The sequence below is a fragment of the Intrasporangium chromatireducens Q5-1 genome (assembly GCF_000576575.1).
GTDB classification, from domain to species: domain Bacteria; phylum Actinomycetota; class Actinomycetes; order Actinomycetales; family Dermatophilaceae; genus Intrasporangium_A; species Intrasporangium_A chromatireducens.
In genome coordinates this window covers 1-2647 of sequence record NZ_AWQS01000377.1, presented here as the reverse complement: position 1 = coordinate 2647, position 2647 = coordinate 1, and the positions used below count along the sequence as shown (strand labels likewise).

The 2647-nt window shown below is 71.8% G+C and carries 3 protein-coding genes and 1 riboswitch; all 3 genes read left to right on the top strand.

Translation table 11 applies throughout. The features are described from left to right. Positions 1 to 66: 66 nt before the first annotated feature. Positions 67 to 171: riboswitch (TPP riboswitch) on the bottom strand. Between the two features lie 44 nt (positions 172 to 215). The 3 genes from N864_RS21260 to N864_RS21250 all read left to right on the top strand — a co-directional run bounded on the left by N864_RS21260 (position 216) and on the right by N864_RS21250 (position 2495). Further along, the gene (locus N864_RS21260) at positions 216 to 623 is read left to right on the top strand and encodes a DUF4235 domain-containing protein (protein ID WP_051518896.1); all 408 of its coding nucleotides are present in this window, start codon (positions 216 to 218) and stop codon (positions 621 to 623) included. Positions 624 to 710: 87 nt separating this feature from the next. Then, positions 711 to 2093: an MBL fold metallo-hydrolase RNA specificity domain-containing protein gene (locus tag N864_RS21255; RefSeq protein ID WP_034722114.1), complete on the top strand. Its 1383-nt coding sequence runs from the start codon at positions 711 to 713 to the stop codon at positions 2091 to 2093. Between the two features lie 186 nt (positions 2094 to 2279). Continuing rightward, on the top strand, positions 2280 to 2495 hold the full coding sequence (locus tag N864_RS21250; RefSeq protein ID WP_034722108.1) for a DUF1918 domain-containing protein: 216 nt from the start codon (positions 2280 to 2282) through the stop codon (positions 2493 to 2495). The last annotated feature ends 152 nt before the right edge of the window (positions 2496 to 2647 follow it).

Below are 2647 nucleotides of genomic sequence, written 5' to 3'. Positions count from 1 at the left end.
CAAGGATGGATACCTCGGGGAGGCGGCACAGCGGCATACGGTCATGAATGAACGCAGCGACTGTGGGCCTGAGATGTCCCGACTTCCTTCGCCGGTGCTAACCGGAGCAGGTTCGAGGGTCTGCGGCGGTGCCGCACTCTCAGCGCGTGAAGCGCTCCCCTGTCGTGATGGGTCGTGCTGTTCAGTTGTGACATCGGTGACTCTACTCTGGGCCCATGGGACAGTCACAGCAGGAGGGCAAGGAGGCGTCCGGCGGACCCCTCGGCAGCATCGTGTGGAAGGCGATGACGATGGGGTCGACGCTGCTCGCGACGCGCGTGGCGACGACGGTCGCGAGCAAGACGTGGAAGGTCGCGACCGGCAAGTCGGTGCCGGTCAAGGGCGACTACGACAACGAGCGGACCCGTGACGTCGTCGCGTACACCGCGCTGTCGGCGATGGTCCTCGCCGCCACGAAGGTCGCAGCCGAGCGGAAGGCCGCCGAGTACTACCGCGACTCGACCGGGCACCTGCCGAAGCACCTCATCGAGACGAAGCTGACGAAGAAGGAGAAGAAGGCGCACAAGAAGCTCGAGAAGGCGCGGAAGAAGGCCGGCCAGAAGGCAGACCAGCTCGCCTCCTGACGCGCGCCAGTGGCGACTGCGCCACATCGGCCGCGTTCCCACCCCGTGCGCCGGCGGACCTCGAGATGATGGCGCCAGGAGGTGGCCATGTCCACGCAACGCAAGCCGGCCCTGACCTTCCTCGGTGCGGCCGGCACCGTCACCGGCAGCAAGTTCCTCCTCGAGACCGACGAGCGGCGCCTCCTGGTCGACTGCGGCCTCTACCAGGGCGAGCGGCAGTGGCGCCGGCGCAACTGGGACGCCCCACCGGTCGAGCCGAGCTCGATCGACGCCGTCGTGCTCACCCACGCGCACCTCGACCACTGCGGCTACCTGCCGGCCCTCGTGCGCGAGGGGTTCAGCGGGCCCGTCCACGTGACGGCCGCGACGGCGGAGCTCGCGGCGATCATCCTGCGCGACAGCGCCCACCTGCAGGAGGAGGACGCGGAGAACGCGCGACGCTTCGGCTGGTCGAAGCACGCCGCGCCCCGGCCGCTCTACACGAGCGCGGACGCCGAGCGCGCGATCGGGTTGCTGCAGCCGTGCCTTCCCGCTCGCGTGCTGGAGCTCGACGGTATGACGCTGAGCTTCCTGCACGCTGGACACATCCTCGGCTCGTGCTCCCTTCACCTGCGGGGCGACGACTGGTCCCTGCTCTTCTCGGGTGACCTCGGGCGGCCGGCCCACCCGATCCTGCGCGACCGGGAGCGACCCCTGGCAGCCCGGACCGTCGTCATCGAGTCGACGTATGGCGACCGGGCGCACCCGGACGTCGACCCCGACCACACCGTCATGGCCGACGCGATCCGGCGCACCGTGCGGCGCGGCGGCTCGGTCGTCATCCCGGCGTTCGCGGTGGACCGCACGGAGGTCGTCCTCCTCGCCCTCGCCGAGCTCGTCGCGCGCGACGCCATCCCCGACGTGCCGGTCTGGGTCGACAGCCCGATGGCCCTCGCGACCCTGGCGGTCTATCGCGACCAGGCCCATGCGGACGAGGTCGACGCTCATGCCCTCGATGCGCTCGCCTCGATGCGCCAGCTGCGGGCGGCCCACTCGGCCGAGGAGTCGATGCGCCTGAACAACCCCGGCCGGCCCTGCATCATCGTGTCGGCCTCGGGGATGGCGACCGGGGGTAGGGTCGTCCACCACCTCAGGCACCTGCTCCCCCAGGCCCGCAACACGGTGCTGCTGACCGGGTACCAGGCGGTCGGCACCCGCGGGCGGGACCTGGTCGAGGGGGTGCGGGAGGTCAAGATCGCCGGGCGCTACGTGCCCGTGCGGGCCGAGGTGGTCCAGCTCGAGGACTTCTCGGTGCATGCCGACGCGGACGAGCTGGTCGGCTGGCTGGGTGAGCTGCCCGAGCCGCCGCAGACGGTCCACGTCGTGCACGGAGAGCCCGAGGCGAGCCGAGCCCTCGCCGACCGGATCCGCCGCGAGCTCGACTGCGCGGTGAGCGTGCCGCGCTACCTCGAGCGGGTGCTGCTCGACTGAACCGGCTCGACACCGGCTCGGCTGCGGCTCGGCTGCGGCGCGGCTGCGGCGCGGGCTCGGCTGCGGCGCGGGCGCAGCTGCGGCGCGGCTGCCGCGGGGTTGCCCAAAGTCTCACCTCGTCGGGCTTCCGCTCGGCCCGCCGTCATGGTGTGCTGGGGGGACCGGCGCTATCTCAGGGAGGTAGGGATGAAGGCGAACGTCGGAGATGCCATCACCATGACGACGGAGCATGTCGGGCAGGCGAACCGGCACGGGACGATCCGCGAGGTGCACGGCCCGGACGGCGGGCCGCCCTATCTGGTCGAGTGGTCCGATGGGCACACCGGGCTGATCAACCCGGGCCCCGGCTCGGTGCTCCGGGTCCACGGGCAGGAGGCCGATCGGCCCACCGCCGCGACCTGAGCGGTCCTCGCAGCGCCTGACCGGAGGCGCCCTGGCTGGGCGGGTCAGACCCGGAGTGGCCGGACGACCGGCACGCCGGCCCGATACGCGATGTGCAGGTGGCTCGGCGCGTCGATGACGGCGAGCTCGGCGGGTTGGCCGACGGCGACCCG

Bases quoted from the DNA above. Each gene is read 5' to 3' on its own strand.
- N864_RS21260 (WP_051518896.1), top strand. From the start codon at position 216: ATGGGACAGTCACAGCAGGAGGGCAAGGAGGCGTCCGGCGGACCCCTC.
- N864_RS21250 (WP_034722108.1), top strand. From the start codon at position 2,280: ATGAAGGCGAACGTCGGAGATGCCATCACCATGACGACGGAGCATGTC.
- N864_RS21255 (WP_034722114.1), top strand. From the start codon at position 711: ATGTCCACGCAACGCAAGCCGGCCCTGACCTTCCTCGGTGCGGCCGGC.